This is a genomic window from Pseudomonas sp. GM84, assembly GCF_000282535.1.
GTDB lineage: Bacteria > Pseudomonadota > Gammaproteobacteria > Pseudomonadales > Pseudomonadaceae > Aquipseudomonas.
Genome location: NZ_AKJC01000187.1, coordinates 1 through 13,533, shown reverse-complemented (window position 1 = coordinate 13,533; position 13,533 = coordinate 1). Strand labels below are relative to the sequence as shown.

The 13,533-nt window shown below is 63.0% G+C and carries 13 protein-coding genes and 1 pseudogene; 9 read left to right on the top strand and 5 right to left on the bottom strand.

Annotated features, from left to right (window positions below):
- Positions 1–205 precede the first annotated feature (205 nt).
- Positions 206–1,699, bottom strand: coding sequence for a CoA-acylating methylmalonate-semialdehyde dehydrogenase (locus PMI38_RS15755; protein WP_008095787.1), 1,494 nt, complete (start codon positions 1,697–1,699; stop codon positions 206–208).
- Positions 1,700–1,772: 73 nt separating this feature from the next.
- Complete coding sequence (locus PMI38_RS15750; RefSeq protein ID WP_008095786.1) at positions 1,773–3,119, bottom strand: aspartate aminotransferase family protein; 1,347 nt, start codon at positions 3,117–3,119, stop codon at positions 1,773–1,775.
- A gap of 118 nt (positions 3,120–3,237) precedes the next feature.
- Here PMI38_RS15750 and PMI38_RS15745 point away from each other — a divergent pair, with 118 nt between their 5' ends.
- From PMI38_RS15745 to PMI38_RS15725, 5 genes are all read left to right on the top strand, one after another.
- The gene (locus tag PMI38_RS15745) at positions 3,238–4,155 is read left to right on the top strand and encodes a LysR family transcriptional regulator (RefSeq protein WP_008095783.1); all 918 of its coding nucleotides are present in this window, start codon (positions 3,238–3,240) and stop codon (positions 4,153–4,155) included.
- Positions 4,156–4,245: 90 nt separating this feature from the next.
- The gene (locus tag PMI38_RS15740; RefSeq protein ID WP_008095781.1) at positions 4,246–4,908 is read left to right on the top strand and encodes a TetR/AcrR family transcriptional regulator; all 663 of its coding nucleotides are present in this window, start codon (positions 4,246–4,248) and stop codon (positions 4,906–4,908) included.
- Positions 4,909–4,917: 9 nt separating this feature from the next.
- Complete coding sequence (locus tag PMI38_RS15735; protein WP_008095780.1) at positions 4,918–5,502, top strand: IMPACT family protein; 585 nt, start codon at positions 4,918–4,920, stop codon at positions 5,500–5,502.
- 364 nt (positions 5,503–5,866) lie between these two features.
- A complete protein-coding gene (locus tag PMI38_RS15730; RefSeq protein WP_008095779.1) occupies positions 5,867–6,553 on the top strand; it encodes an SDR family oxidoreductase in 687 nt (228 codons plus the stop codon).
- Between the two features lie 106 nt (positions 6,554–6,659).
- Positions 6,660–7,607, top strand: coding sequence for an adenosine deaminase (locus PMI38_RS15725; protein ID WP_008095778.1), 948 nt, complete (start codon positions 6,660–6,662; stop codon positions 7,605–7,607).
- Positions 7,608–7,622: 15 nt separating this feature from the next.
- Here the strand turns inward: PMI38_RS15725 and PMI38_RS15720 are convergent, their stop codons facing one another.
- Complete coding sequence (locus tag PMI38_RS15720; protein ID WP_008095777.1) at positions 7,623–8,321, bottom strand: ArsR/SmtB family transcription factor; 699 nt, start codon at positions 8,319–8,321, stop codon at positions 7,623–7,625.
- Between the two features lie 497 nt (positions 8,322–8,818).
- Between PMI38_RS15720 and PMI38_RS27560 the strand changes: the two genes are divergently transcribed.
- Complete coding sequence (locus PMI38_RS27560) at positions 8,819–9,016, top strand: hypothetical protein (protein WP_008095776.1); 198 nt, start codon at positions 8,819–8,821, stop codon at positions 9,014–9,016.
- Here the strand turns inward: PMI38_RS27560 and PMI38_RS15715 are convergent.
- Positions 8,967–10,148 carry a multidrug effflux MFS transporter gene (locus PMI38_RS15715; protein ID WP_008095775.1) on the bottom strand — a complete coding sequence of 394 codons (1,182 nt, stop codon included), beginning with the start codon at positions 10,146–10,148 and terminating at the stop codon, positions 8,967–8,969. The genes PMI38_RS27560 and PMI38_RS15715 overlap by 50 nt on opposite strands.
- Positions 10,149–10,242: 94 nt before the next feature.
- Entirely contained in the window at positions 10,243–10,440 is a 198-nt protein-coding gene (locus PMI38_RS15710; protein ID WP_008095774.1) for a heavy-metal-associated domain-containing protein, read from the bottom strand.
- Between the two features lie 146 nt (positions 10,441–10,586).
- Here PMI38_RS15710 and PMI38_RS15705 point away from each other — a divergent pair, with 146 nt between their 5' ends.
- The 3 genes and pseudogenes from PMI38_RS15705 to PMI38_RS26645 form a co-directional block, all read left to right on the top strand.
- Positions 10,587–10,973, top strand: coding sequence for a hypothetical protein (locus tag PMI38_RS15705; protein WP_008095773.1), 387 nt, complete (start codon positions 10,587–10,589; stop codon positions 10,971–10,973).
- Between the two features lie 52 nt (positions 10,974–11,025).
- Positions 11,026–13,425 carry a heavy metal translocating P-type ATPase gene (locus PMI38_RS15700; RefSeq protein WP_008095771.1) on the top strand — a complete coding sequence of 800 codons (2,400 nt, stop codon included), beginning with the start codon at positions 11,026–11,028 and terminating at the stop codon, positions 13,423–13,425.
- A pseudogene (locus tag PMI38_RS26645) lies at positions 13,422–13,526 on the top strand (MerR family DNA-binding transcriptional regulator); the annotation flags it as partial. The gene PMI38_RS15700 and the pseudogene PMI38_RS26645, both read left to right, overlap by 4 nt.
- Positions 13,527–13,533 lie beyond the last annotated feature (7 nt).

Genomic DNA, 13,533 nt, shown 5'->3' with positions numbered 1-13,533 from the left:
TCGATCATTCGATCGAAGCACTTCCAGTACTACCTGGTTCGATTAACTCTTTGAATCTCAAGGAGTTTCTCGTTCCGACTACGCTGGAAGTGGGGCGCATTATAAGGGGATTCGAAACCCCGTCAAGGCTTAATTTCAAAAAACCTTAATATCGCTGAAAACAAAGCGGGGAGGCCTACCGGCCTCCCCGCTTTACTTCACACCCTTACAAGCTAGGGAACGCAAACTGCGACGCTTCATGGCTCGCACGCTGCGGCCAGCGCTGGGTAATTGCCTTGCGACGGGTATAGAAGCGCACACCATCCGGGCCATAGGCATGCAGGTCACCGAACAGCGAACGCTTCCAGCCACCGAAGCTGTGATAAGCCACCGGCACCGGCAGCGGCACGTTCACACCTACCATGCCCACTTCGATCTCATCGCAGAACAGGCGCGCCGCCTCACCGTCACGGGTGAAGATGCAAGTGCCGTTACCGTACTCGTGATCGTTGATCAGTTGCATGGCCTGCTCCAGGCTGTTGACGCGCACTACGCACAGCACTGGGCCAAAGATCTCTTCTTTATAGATACGCATCTCTGGAGTCACCTTGTCGAACAGGGTGCCACCGACGAAGTATCCATCTTCATTACCTGCTACACGGAAGCCGCGGCCATCCACCACCAGCTTGGCGCCTGCAGCAACACCGTCATCAATATAGCCAACCACTTTGTCACGGGCAGCGGCAGTAACCAGCGGCCCCATGTCCAGGCCACAGGAAGTACCGGCACCGATCTTCAGCGCCTTGATCTGCGGCTCCAGCTTGGCAATCAGCGCATCGGCAACCTGGTCGCCGACACACACCGCGACCGAAATGGCCATGCAACGCTCGCCGCACGAACCGTAAGCAGCACCCATCAGTGCACTGACGGCGTTGTCCAGGTCGGCATCAGGCATCAGCACGGCATGGTTCTTGGCGCCACCCAGGGCCTGCACACGCTTGCCGCGCTTGGTACCTTCGGCATAGATGTATTCGGCGATCGGGGTAGAACCCACGAAACTCAGTGCCTTCACTTCCGGCGCCTCGATCAGGGCGTCCACCGCTTCCTTGTCGCCGTGTACCACGTTGAGGATGCCTTTTGGCAGGCCAGCCTCCAGCAGCAGTTGGGCGATGAACAGGGTCGAGCTCGGGTCACGCTCGGACGGCTTCAAGATGAACGCGTTACCGCAAGCGATGGCCAGCGGGTACATCCACAGCGGAACCATCGCCGGGAAGTTGAACGGGGTAATGCCGGCCACCACGCCCAGCGGCTGGAAGTCCGACCAGGCATCGATGTTCGGACCGACGTTACGGCTGTACTCGCCTTTCAGCACTTCTGGAGCCGCACAGGCAAATTCGACGTTCTCGATACCACGCTTGAGTTCGCCGGCAGCGTCTTCCACGGTCTTGCCGTGCTCTTCGCTGATCATCTGCGAGATCTTGGCTTCGTTCTGCTCCAGCAGCTGCTTGAAGCGGAACATCACCTGGGCGCGCTTGGCCGGCGGGGTGTTGCGCCAGGCCGGGAAAGCAGCCTTGGCGGAGTCGATCGCTTCCTGCACGGTAGCGCGGCTTGCCAGTTCGACCTTGCGGACCGCCTGGCCAGTGGACGGGTTGAAGACATCGGCGGTGCGCTCACCCTTGGTAACCAGTTCGCCGTGGATCAGGTGCTGAACGATGCTCATGCAAAACTCCAGATAAAGAAGGTAGAGGCCAGCGCGCGATCAGCTCGCGCGCCTTGCGTCAAAATCGGAAAGATCAGTCGATCTTGTTCAGGGCTTCACCGACCGCGTCGAACAGGCGGTCCAGTTCCTGCGGCTGGGTATTGAAGGTTGGGCCGAACTGCAGGGTGTCGCCGCCGAAGCGTACGTAGAAACCAGCCTGCCACAGCTTCATCGCAGCCTCATACGGACGGACGATGGCGTCGCCGTCACGGGCAGCGATCTGGATCGCGCCAGCCAGGCCGTAGTTACGAATGTCGACGATGTTCTTGGTGCCCTTGACGCCGTGCAGCAGCTTCTCGAAGTGCGGCGCCAGCTCGGCGGCCGACTGCACCAGGTTTTCCTTCTGCAGCAGGTCGAGCGCGGCGATACCGGCGGCGCAGGCTACCGGGTGTGCCGAGTAGGTATAGCCGTGGGGGAATTCGACGGCGTATTCCGGGGTCGGCTGATTCATGAAGGTCTGGTAGATCTCGGTGCTGGCGATCACCGCGCCCATCGGGATGGCGCCGTTGGTCACCTGCTTGGCGATGCACATCAGGTCAGGGGTCACACCGAAGGCCTCGGCGCCGGTCATCGCGCCCATGCGGCCGAAACCGGTGATCACTTCGTCGAAGATCAGCAGGATATTGTGCTGGGTGCAGATTTCGCGAAGGCGCTTCAGGTAGCCCTTCGGCGGCGGCAGCACACCGGCGGAACCCGCCAGCGGCTCGACGATCACGGCTGCAATGTTCGAAGCATCGTGCAGCTCGATCAGCTTGAGCATCTCGTCGGCCAGGGCGATACCGCCCTCTTCCGGCATGCCCTTGGAGAACGCGTTGACTGGCAGCACGGTGTGAGGCAGGTGATCGACGTCCAGCAGTTGGCCGAACATCTTGCGGTTGCCGTTGACGCCGCCCAGGCTGGTGCCGGCGATGTTCACGCCGTGGTAACCACGGGCACGACCGATGATCTTGGTCTTGGACGCCTGACCTTTCAGGCGCCAGTAGGCGCGGACCATCTTCAGCGCGGTGTCGGCGCACTCGGAACCGGAGTTGGTATAGAACACATGATTCAGGTCACCAGGGGTCAGCTCGGTGATCTTCTCGGCCAGCTGGAACGACAGCGGGTGGCCGAACTGGAAGGCGGGCGAGTAATCCAGGGTACCGATCTGGCGTGCGACCGCCTCGGTGATCTCCTTGCGGGTATGCCCGGCGCCGCAGGTCCACAGACCGGACAGGGCGTCGAAGATCCTGCGCCCTTTGTCATCGATCAGGTAGCTGCCTTCGGCCGCCACGATCAGGCGCGGGTCGCGGTGGAAGTTGCGGTTGGCGGTGTAGGGCATCCAGTGGGCATCCAGCTTCAGCTGGCTGGCGATACCGACGGCGGCGGTTTCGGGCATGTTCATCGGCGGTTCCTCGAAAGACGATTAGGCAACGATGGATGTTGTTGCAGCTAAATTCGCACGCGGATAAAGTCTGAAAAAGCCTACATTTCTAATCTTCAGGTAGCGTAAGACTAAACTTATGAGCCGACGCCCCGACCCTCTCGCACAGGTCAGCGATTTCGATATCCGCCTGCTGAAAATCTACCGAAGCGTCGTCGAATGCGGCGGCTTCTCGGCGGCGGAGAACGTGCTTGGCATAGGCCGTTCCGCCATCAGTCAGCAGATGAACGACCTCGAGCAGCGCCTCGGCCTGCGCCTCTGCCAGCGTGGCCGCGCCGGCTTCTCGCTGACCGAGGAAGGCCGCGAGGTCTACCATTCGGCACTGCAGTTGCTCAGCGCGCTGGAAACCTTCCGCACCGAAGTCAACGGCCTGCATCAGCACTTGCGGGGCGAACTCAACATCGGCCTGACCGATAACCTGGTGACCCTGCCGCACATGCGCATCACCCATGCCTTGGCCGAACTGAAGGACCGTGGGCCTGACGTGCGTATCCAGATCCGCATGATCGCCCCCAGCCAGGTCGAACAAGGGGTGCTCGACGGCAGCCTGCATGTTGGCGTGGTGCCACAGACCAGCCCACTTTCCGGCCTTGAATACCAACCCTTGTACAGCGAACGCTCACTGCTCTACTGCGCCGTAGGCCACCCGTTGTTCTATGCCGACGATCAGCAGATCGACGACGATCGCCTCAACGACCAGGAAGCGATTGCCCCTACCTTCCGCCTGCCCGCCGATATCCAGGCCCATTACCAAGCCCTGAACTGCACCGCCAGTGCCTCTGACCGCGAAGGCATGGCGTTTCTGATCCTCACGGGTCGCTACATTGGCTACCTGCCCGACCATTACGCCACGTTCTGGGTCCAGCAAGGCCGCCTGCGCGCACTCAAACCCGCCCAGCGCTTCTACGATCTGAGCCTGAGCTGGGTCACGCGCAAAGGACGAAGGCCGAATCTGGTACTGGAAAGCTTCCTTGAAAGCCTGGCTGCGACACGCTGATGCCTGCTTCTGCCGCTAATGCTTGTCACTTGCGCGCAGGCAGGTAATCTTGTCCGACATCCGTTGCCACAGACCCGTACGGAATCGTCCATGACCCTAGAAGTCCCTGCGCATCGCCTTTCCGCCTCGGGCAAGCCCGCCGGCCGCATCCGCCAGAAGAACGAACAGGCCATCATCCAGGCCGCCGAAGACGAATTCGCCCGTCATGGTTTCAAGGGCACCAGCATGAACACCATCGCGCTGAAGGCCGGCTTGCCCAAGGCCAACCTGCATTACTACTTCACCAACAAGCTCGGCCTGTACATCGCCGTATTGAGCAACATCATCGAGCTGTGGGACAGCACCTTCAACGCCTTGAGCGTCGAAGACGACCCGGGTGAAGCGCTGAGCCAGTACATTCGCACCAAGATGGAGTTCTCCCGGCGCAACCCGCAAGCCTCGCGGATCTTCGCCATGGAGGTCATCAGCGGCGGCACCTGCCTGAGCGAATACTTCAGCGCCGACTACCGCGAATGGTTCCGTGGCCGCGCCGCGGTGTTCCAGGCCTGGATCGACGCGGGCAAGATGGACCCGGTCGACCCGGTGCACCTGATCTTCCTGCTGTGGGGCAGCACCCAGCACTATGCCGACTTCGCTACCCAGATCTGCCAGGTCACCGGCCGCAGCCGCCTGACCAAGCAGGACATGGAAGACGCGAGCAGCAATCTTATCCACATCATTCTCAAGGGATGCGGCATCGCGCCGAGCGCCTGACATCTATATATGCCTTCTACCCTGCTCGACCTCTGCGAATTTCGCGAGGAAATCCGCAAGAGCCGCTTCATTACCCTCGCCGGCCCGATTACCAGTGCCGCCGAGGCGATGAGCTTCATCGAACGCCACAGCGACCTGGCCGCCACCCACAACTGCTGGGCCTGGAAGCTGGGCGCACAGTATCGCAGCAGTGACGATGGCGAACCGGGTGGCACGGCTGGCCGGCCCATCCTGGCCGCCATCGAGGCGCAGGACTGCGACCAGGTGGTGGTGCTGGTCATCCGTTGGTACGGCGGCATCCAGCTGGGTACCGGTGGCCTTGCACGGGCGTATGGCGGTGGGGCCAACAAATGCCTGCAACAGGCGCCGAAGCGGCTGTTGGTACAGCGCAGCGAATTTGCCTGCAGTTGCAGCTTCAGCGAACTGGCGCTGGTGAAACTGCGCCTGGCAGAAGTGGATGGCCTGGTGCTGGACGAGCAGTTCACCGCCAATGGCGTTGACCTGCAGATTGCCGTTGGCGAAGCCCACCTGGCGGCTTTGCAACAGCAACTGGCAGACCTCAGTCGCGGTCGAATTCTGCTCGAAGCACGCTGAAGGTTGCGCACAACATCTGTGGGCCGGCTTGTGGATAAGCTTGGGGCACTCAGCTGTAACCCTTGCCGCTCAAGGCCTGCAAAGGATTGAGCATATTTTGATCACCGTTTGATGACAGCCGCAACCGCCTGAACTGTCAAGTGTTATCCACAATGCGTCAGGCGTATTTCACAACGGTGTCAGTCGCGCTTGCACACATTTACTGTGGATCAGCCTGTGGATAACCCGTTAGCCAACAAGCCAAGCGCCCGCCGCCACACGGCCATCTGTCGTTGGTCGTTTTTTAACCAAGTCTTCTACAGGCATGGGGTCCGTGTCTGCATTATGCTCAGTTTCTTTTCTGATCCGATAAAGGAATGTTCACATGGCTAATTCAAGAACTGCCCTCATCATCGGCGCCTCTCGCGGGCTTGGCCTGGGCTTGGTGCAGCGGCTGAACGAAGACGGCTGGAACATCACCGCCACGGTCCGTGACCCACAAAAGCCCGGCGCGCTGGGCGAGGTTCCTGGGGTGCGCATCGAACAGCTGGAAATGAACGACACTGCCCAGCTCGATGGCCTCAAGCAGCGCCTGCAAGGTGAAGTGTTCGACCTGGTGTTCATCAACGCCGGCGTCATGGGCCCCCTGCCACAAGACCTGGAGACGGTGCAGCCAGAGGACATCGGCGCCCTGTTCATGACCAACGCGGTGGCGCCGATCCGCGTCGCGCGTCGACTCGCCGGCCAGGTACGCCAAGGCAGCGGCGTACTGGCATTCATGAGCTCGATCCTGGGCAGTGTGACCATCCCCGACGGTGGCGAGGTGTGCCTGTACAAAGCCAGCAAGGCCGCCCTGAACTCGATGATCAACAGCTTCGTGGTCGACCTGCAGCGCCCTGACCTCTGTGTACTGGCCATGCACCCGGGCTGGGTGAAAACCGACATGGGTGGCGAGAACGCCGAGATCGACGTGCTCACCAGTACCCGTGGCATGCTCGAACAGGTCAAGGCCCAGAGTGGCAAGGGCGGCCTGCGCTTCATCAACTACAAGGGCGAGCCCCTCATCTGGTGAGTCCAACCCGATCACCGGTTGGCGCAACACCGGCCTGGCCAAGCGCAATGCCTGGCCAGGGCCTGTAGAATGGCGGCAACCGTTACCTGATCGAGATCACCACCCCATGTATGACTGGTTGAACGCCCTGCCCAAGGCCGAACTGCACCTGCACCTCGAAGGTTCGCTTGAGCCTGAGCTGCTGTTCGCCCTGGCCGAGCGCAACAAGATCGCCCTGCCCTGGAACGACGTCGAAACCCTGCGCAGCGCCTACGCCTTCAACAACCTGCAGGAATTCCTCGACCTCTATTACCAAGGCGCGGACGTACTGCGCACCGAGCAGGACTTCTATGACCTGACCTGGGCCTACCTGCAGCGCTGCAAGACACAGAACGTCATCCACACCGAGCCCTTCTTCGACCCGCAGACCCACACCGACCGCGGCATCCCGTTCGAGGTCGTGCTCAACGGCATCAATCACGCGCTCAAGGACGGCCGTGAGCAACTGGGCATCAGCAGCGGCCTGATCCTGAGCTTCCTGCGCCACCTCAGCGAAGACGAGGCACACAAGACCCTCGACCAGGCCTTGCCCTTCCGCGACGCGTTCATCGCCGTTGGCCTGGACAGCTCCGAAATGGGCCACCCGCCCAGCAAGTTCCAGCGCGTGTTCGACCGTGCCCGCAGCGAAGGCTTCGTCGCGGTTGCCCACGCCGGCGAAGAAGGCCCACCCGAGTACATCTGGGAAGCCCTCGACCTGCTCAAGATCAAGCGCATCGACCATGGTGTACGCGCCATCGAGGACGAGCGCCTGATGCAGCGCATCATCGACGAGCAGATTCCCCTCACCGTGTGCCCATTGTCGAACACCAAGCTCTGCGTGTTCGATCACATGAGCCAGCACAACATCCTCGACATGCTCGAGCGCGGTGTGAAGGTGACAGTGAACTCGGATGACCCGGCCTACTTCGGTGGTTACGTCACCGAGAACTTCCATGCCTTGCACACTCACCTGGGCATGACCGAAGACCAGGCCCGCCGCCTGGCCCAGAACAGCCTGGACGCGCGTCTGGTCTGACGCGCCTGCGCGTGCTCAGCCCACCTGCAGCGTGGTGACCCGGGCAATGCGGTTGATCTGCTGAATGCCTTCGGCGGAAATCTGCATGGCCCGTGTCCCCCCTGGCTCGCGTATCCAGCCAGACTGCAGAAACAGCGTAAGCAATGCCTGCCCAAGGCTACCGCCCAGATGCGGGCCTTGGTCGCTGCAGTGGCAGATCACGCACCCACGCTGCTGGCGCGGCGCCAGGGCATCGATATACACCCCAATGCGCGCCAGCGCTGCCCGCCCCTCATCGCTGACCATCGGTTGTCGGTCGCTGCTCTCGAGCCAACCTGCGACCACCAGGCGGTGATACAACTCGGCGGCCAGCTCGCCCCCCATATGGTCACCACACCGACGCGCCCTGCGCATCGACATCGGCATCTGTACCGGTGCCGCCCGCTGCAGGCCGTCACAGCCAAGCTGCACACTGGCCAGCGCTTCGACCGCCGCCCCCACCTGGGGCGTGGCAAGCCTGAAGTAGCGCTTGCGGCCACGTGCTTCGAGCCTCAGCAAACCTGCCGAAGACAGAAGCGACAGGTGCGCGCAGGCAGAGGATGAGGTCAACCCGGTCATCATCGCCAATTCATCGGTCGGCCGCGGCGTGCCATCGATCAGTGCCCATAACATCGCGCTACGTTTGGGGTCGGCCATCAGGCCGGCAATCTGACTGATACTGCTGACTGCATTCATGTCCTGTTACTCCCTGCCAATCACATCTGATTTCCAATGGCCAACCCTGGCAACGCCGAATACACCTCCCGGCAGGTGCCAGCCGCGACAAGCAAACGCCTTGCCGACGCCAGCCCCGGGCGCAGTATAAGCCGCACGCACGACCGCCCCCGCAGGCATGCCGCGTTCAGAGGTTTCAAAGTGAATTAGGGTATGGCAACCCTTCAGAGCCCCGGCCAGCCCGGGGGTTGGGGCGCTTAAGGCCCTGAAGTGAAGGAAGCCGCTGTTTAGCAAGGAAGAAACAGGGCATGAGGAAGAATGGCCCTATGCGCCCAAGGGAGTCTGCCGACGCCCTGCTTCCCCAAGTAGCGCAAACTAAAGCGAACCTTCTACACACTTCGAAGCTTTGCATTAACCCGTGCAGCGACCGCCAGTCAGAACACTCCGGCAAGCCATGGCGCAGGGTTGCCGCAGCGCTACACTTGATCCGCTCCCCCCCTATTCGGAGGTATGCCGCGATGAAGATTGTCGTCAGTGCGTCGAACCGCAACCCCAATTGCCCTTGGCAGGTATGCCTCGACCAGCATGTGGTGGGCTTTCGCAGCGAGGCCGAAGCACGCGCCTTTGTCGCAACCCTCGAGACCCGTTTACAGGCCCCTCATCCGCTCATGCCGGACGCTTGGCCTGCAAACCCCGGGTCAGAAGCGCGACACTGACCACCAGTGCCCCGCACAGGCTGATCACCAGTGTCATGGGCACCGCACTGCCATCGTGCAGCACGCTGACCAACGCCGCCGCACCGGCGGCGACGCTGAACTGCAAGCAGCCCATCAATGCCGAGGCGCTGCCTGCCCGGGCCCCCTGGCCACTCATGGCGCAAGCCGAGGCATTGGGAATGATGCAGCCAAGGCTGGCAATGCAGACGAACAGTGGCACCAGCAGTGGCCACAACTGCGCCGGACGCAACGCTGCCACGCCAAGCAGAACCAACGCCGCCGCCAGGTAGAACCACACCGCGCGCACCAGCAGGAACGCCGGGCCACGCTTGGCCAGCAGACGTGCGTTGACCTGCGCCACCAGAATGAACCCCGCCGCATTGGTGCCGAACAGCCAGCCGTAATGCTCTGCGGGTACGCCATAGAGCTTGATGAATACGAAAGGTGAACCAGCGATGTAGGCAAACATCCCGGCAATGGCGATGCCTCCGGTCAAGGCATGCCCGATGAACACGCGATCGGCCAGCAACCGCAAGTATTGACGCAGCGCCCCCGACAGCGGCTGGCGCGGCATGTGCGCCGGCAAGCTCTCTGGCAGGCCCAGGCCCACTGCAAACAGGCAGAGCGCGCTGAACAGGCTCAAGGCGAGGAAGATCGACTGCCAACCGGACAGGTTCACCAGCACCCCACCCAGCATCGGCGCGAGGATCGGCGCCAGCCCCATCACCAGCATCAGTTGCGAGAACACCTTGGCCGAGGCCACCGGGTCGCATTTATCACTGACGATGGCCCGCGACAGCACCATGCCAGCACAGCCGCCCAAGGCCTGAACGAAGCGCGCCACGATCAGCGTATCGAGGTTGGGCGCGTAGGCGCAGGCCAGCGACGCCAGGGTGAACAGCCCCACGCCGAATAGCAGTGGCTTACGTCGGCCGAAGCGATCGGCCACCGGCCCATAGGCCAGTTGGCCGAGCGACAAACCGAGGAAGTAGGCAGCCAGGGTGGCTTGTACATGTTTCTCGTCGGTGGCGAACGCCTGCGCCATGGCCGGAAAGGCGGGCAGGTAGAAGTCGATCGCCAAGGGCCCGAACGCACTCAGTGCGCCCAGGATCAGCACCATTCGCAGGTTCATCAGGAATCCATAGCAGGCTAAGCAAGCGCGTAAGTCTACCTGCAGTGGACCCCATCAGTATGAAAACATTTGCAACAAAATCAGCAGGGCGGCTTCACGCCACCTCGGCCTGATAGCCCTCTTCCCGAATGGCTGCCAGCACCTGCTCGACCATCAGCACGCTCTCCACGCGCACTTGCCTGGCAGCCAGGTCGACTTCCACCTGCGCCTTCGCATCCTGCTCCTGCACGGCGCGGGTCACCGCTTTCACGCAATGGCCGCAGGTCATGCCTTGTACGTTGAACACTTGCATGGGTGTTGCCTCCTTGTGGGTTTTGCCCAGTTTCAAGCTTGCCATCGGGGCAAGGTCAAGTTCTGCGGCGAACGGCCGGGGTGGAAATCCGCGCGCACCTCGGCCAAGCTGCGCCTTTGATGATTCAGGCAAGCAGGAGATTCTTCATGTTCAGGGCAGCAGTGAGCGTTGTCGGGCTACTGGGCGCGCTAGCCGCGGTGCCGCCGGCCAGCGCCGAGGGCAACTCGGACTACAGCGTACTGATCATTTCCCGGGAGCGCCTGGAAGTATCCACCAGCTGCGAAATCGGCATCTACCTCAACGATCAACTGTCCGGGCGAGTTTTCCAGGAGCAATCGGCCTCCTTCAACCTCCCGCCGGGCCCGGTCGATGTGCGCTTGCGCCTGCTGCCGGGGCAAATGCCCGGTTGCGCGCCAGGCATCGAGGACCAGCGCAGCACGCGCCTGACCTTGCAGGCGGGCCAGATCAACAAATACCGCATTGCCATGGGCCACAATGGGCTTGAGTTGAAGCGAGCCGGCCTGGGCTATTGACCTTCCCTGCATGGCAAGGTTGATGCTGGAGGCCTGTCCAAGGAGGAAAGCCATGTCAGCATCCACCACTTTCGACTTGCCGATTTCCGGCATGACCTGCGCCAGCTGTGCTGGTCGCGTCGAGCGCGCCCTGCGCAAGGTCAGCGGCGCCGAACAGGTCAGCGTCAACCTCGCCACCGAACAGGCCCGCGTCCAGGCGCCGGCCGGCAGCCTGCCAGCCCTGGTCGACGCTGTGCGCGACGCAGGGTATGGCGTGCCGACCCGCACCGTGGAACTGCAGATCGGCGGCATGACCTGCGCCAGCTGCGTTGGCCGGGTCGAACGGGCCCTGGGCAAATTGCCAGGGGTCGAGCAGGTCAGCGTCAACCTGGCCAGTGAACGCGCCCACCTCGAAGTGCTCCAGGCCCTCGATGACCCGCTGTTGATCGCCGCCGTCGAGAAAGCCGGCTACAGCGCCAGCCTGCCACAGGCGCGCCAGGATGATCAGCAGGCTGCCCAACGTCGCCTGCGCAAGGAACGCCTGGCGGTCGGTGCCGCCCTGCTGCTGGCGCTGCCCCTGGTGCTGCCGATGCTGGTGCAACCGTTCGGCCTGCACTGGATGTTGCCTGCCTGGGCACAGTTCCTGCTGGCCACGCCGGTGCAGTTCATCCTTGGCGCACGCTTCTATGTGGCGGCCTACAAGGCGGTGCGTGCCGGTGCCGGCAACATGGACCTGCTGGTGGCCCTGGGTACCAGCGCCGGTTATGGCCTGAGCCTGTACCAATGGGCGCAAGCCTCTGCTGGCACCGAACCTCACCTTTACTTCGAAGCCTCGGCAGTGGTGATCGCCCTGGTGTTGCTCGGCAAATACCTGGAAAGCCGCGCCAAACGCCAGACCGCCAGCGCCATCCGCGCGCTGGAAGCCCTGCGCCCCGAGCGCGCCGTGCGCCTGGTCGACGGCCGTGAAGAGGACGTGGCGATCGCCCTGCTGCGCCTCGATGACCTGGTGCTGGTCAAACCTGGCGAACGCTTCCCGGTGGATGGTGAAGTGGTGGAAGGCAGCAGCCATGCCGACGAAGCCTTGATCAGCGGTGAGAGCCTGCCCGTGCCCAAGCAACCCGGTGACAGCGTCACCGGCGGCGCTATCAACGGTGAAGGCCGGCTGCTGGTGCGTACCCAGGCCGTGGGCACTGAAACCGTGCTGGCCCGCATCATCCGCCTGGTCGAAGACGCCCAGGCGGCCAAGGCGCCGATCCAGAAGCTGGTTGACCGGGTCAGCCAGGTGTTCGTCCCTGCGGTACTGGTGCTGGCGATGATCACCCTGATCGGCTGGTGGCTGGCCGGTGCACCGCTGGAGACCGCGCTGATCAACGCGGTCGCCGTCCTGGTGATTGCCTGCCCCTGTGCGCTGGGCCTGGCCACGCCCGCCGCGATCATGGCCGGCACCGGCGTCGCCGCGCGCCACGGCATCCTGATCAAGGACGCCGAAGCCCTGGAGCGCGCCCATGCAGTGAACCGTGTGGTGTTCGACAAGACCGGCACGCTTACCTCGGGCAGCCCACAGGTGGTGCACAGCCAGGCGTTGGTCGGCGACGGCGCCGAGCTGCACCGTCTGGCCGGTGCCTTGCAACGTGGCAGCGAGCACCCGCTGGCCAAAGCGGTTCTGCAAGCCTGCGCCGAGCAAGGCCTCGACGTTCCGCCGGTGGCCGACAGTCAGTCGCTCACCGGTCGCGGCATCGCCGGTCGGGTGGAAGGGCGCGAACTGGCCCTGGGCAATCGCCGCCTGCTCGACGAAAGCGGCCTGCAACCCGGGGCGCTAGCCCCCATGTCGCAGGCCTGGGAAGCCGAAGGCCGCACCCTGTCGTGGCTGATCGAACGTGGCGCGCAGCCCCGTGTGCTGGGCCTGTTCGCCTTCGGCGACAGCCTCAAGCCCGGTGCCGAGCAAGCGATCAGCACCTTGCATGAACAACACATCAGCAGCCATCTGCTGACCGGCGACAACCGCGGCAGCGCCAAGGTGGTGGCCGACCGCCTCGGCATCGACGACGTGTATGCCGAAGTGCTGCCGGCCGACAAGGCCGCCACCGTGGCCGCGTTGAAACAGGACGGCGTGGTGGCGATGGTCGGCGACGGCATCAACGATGCCCCGGCCCTGGCCGCCGCCGATATCGGCATCGCCATGGGCGGCGGCACCGACGTGGCCATGCAGGCCGCCGGGATCACGCTGATGCGCGGCGATCCGCGCCTGGTTCCCGCCGCACTGGAAATCAGCCGCAAGACCTACGCGAAAATCCGCCAGAACCTGTTCTGGGCATTCATCTATAACCTGATTGGTATTCCCCTGGCCGCAATGGGTTACCTGAACCCGGTGCTGGCGGGCGCTGCCATGGCCCTGTCCAGCGTCAGCGTGGTGAGCAATGCCTTGTGGCTGAAAACCTGGAAACCCACCAGCACCTCGCAGGAGGCCCCATGAACATCGGCCAGGCCGCCCGCCGCAGCGGGCTCAGCACCAAGATGATCCGCTACTACGAGTCCATCGGCCTGCTCAAGCCGGCCACCCGCAGCGACAGCGGCTAACGCC

What these genes read in the sequence shown, in the direction of transcription:
- PMI38_RS15755 (WP_008095787.1), bottom strand. Translation starts at nt 1,699, where the DNA reads ATGAGCATCGTTCAGCACCTGATCCACGGCGAACTGGTTACCAAGGGT.
- PMI38_RS15750 (WP_008095786.1), bottom strand. Translation starts at nt 3,119, where the DNA reads ATGAACATGCCCGAAACCGCCGCCGTCGGTATCGCCAGCCAGCTGAAG.
- PMI38_RS15745 (WP_008095783.1), top strand. Translation starts at nt 3,238, where the DNA reads ATGAGCCGACGCCCCGACCCTCTCGCACAGGTCAGCGATTTCGATATC.
- PMI38_RS15740 (WP_008095781.1), top strand. Translation starts at nt 4,246, where the DNA reads ATGACCCTAGAAGTCCCTGCGCATCGCCTTTCCGCCTCGGGCAAGCCC.
- PMI38_RS15735 (WP_008095780.1), top strand. Translation starts at nt 4,918, where the DNA reads ATGCCTTCTACCCTGCTCGACCTCTGCGAATTTCGCGAGGAAATCCGC.
- PMI38_RS15730 (WP_008095779.1), top strand. Translation starts at nt 5,867, where the DNA reads ATGGCTAATTCAAGAACTGCCCTCATCATCGGCGCCTCTCGCGGGCTT.
- PMI38_RS15725 (WP_008095778.1), top strand. Translation starts at nt 6,660, where the DNA reads ATGTATGACTGGTTGAACGCCCTGCCCAAGGCCGAACTGCACCTGCAC.
- PMI38_RS15720 (WP_008095777.1), bottom strand. Translation starts at nt 8,321, where the DNA reads ATGAATGCAGTCAGCAGTATCAGTCAGATTGCCGGCCTGATGGCCGAC.
- PMI38_RS27560 (WP_008095776.1), top strand. Translation starts at nt 8,819, where the DNA reads ATGAAGATTGTCGTCAGTGCGTCGAACCGCAACCCCAATTGCCCTTGG.
- PMI38_RS15715 (WP_008095775.1), bottom strand. Translation starts at nt 10,148, where the DNA reads ATGAACCTGCGAATGGTGCTGATCCTGGGCGCACTGAGTGCGTTCGGG.
- PMI38_RS15710 (WP_008095774.1), bottom strand. Translation starts at nt 10,440, where the DNA reads ATGCAAGTGTTCAACGTACAAGGCATGACCTGCGGCCATTGCGTGAAA.
- PMI38_RS15705 (WP_008095773.1), top strand. Translation starts at nt 10,587, where the DNA reads ATGTTCAGGGCAGCAGTGAGCGTTGTCGGGCTACTGGGCGCGCTAGCC.
- PMI38_RS15700 (WP_008095771.1), top strand. Translation starts at nt 11,026, where the DNA reads ATGTCAGCATCCACCACTTTCGACTTGCCGATTTCCGGCATGACCTGC.